We start from the raw sequence: 259 nt of genomic DNA, 5'->3' as shown, positions 1-259 counted from the left end.
GGAAGTGCTTCGCTTCGGCGCCGCGTTCCGCCTGAAGAGGGAAGCTGCCGAATGACATGCCTTCCCGCCCGGACCGAGAAAAAGCTCGGCCTCGTCATCGATCTCGATACCTGCGTTGGCTGCCAGGCCTGCGTGACCGCCTGCAAGGAATGGAACACGGGCGGCCATATGGCGCCGCTGACCGACATCGATCCGTATGGCGGGCACGTCGACGGCGTCTGGTTCAACCGCGTGCATAGTTACGAGCACACGACGGAGA

General features: G+C 63.3%; 1 protein-coding gene. It reads left to right on the top strand.

The window, feature by feature from the left end; genetic code table 11:
- Positions 1–51 precede the first annotated feature (51 nt).
- Positions 52–259: 4Fe-4S binding protein (locus tag Q0L57_RS10595; RefSeq protein WP_296742257.1), on the top strand; the 208-nt coding region annotated here is incomplete at its 3' end.

The sequence above is a fragment of the Mesorhizobium sp. genome, from assembly GCF_024509055.1.
GTDB lineage: Bacteria > Pseudomonadota > Alphaproteobacteria > Rhizobiales > Rhizobiaceae > Mesorhizobium.
This window is presented reverse-complemented; position numbering and strand designations above follow the sequence as displayed.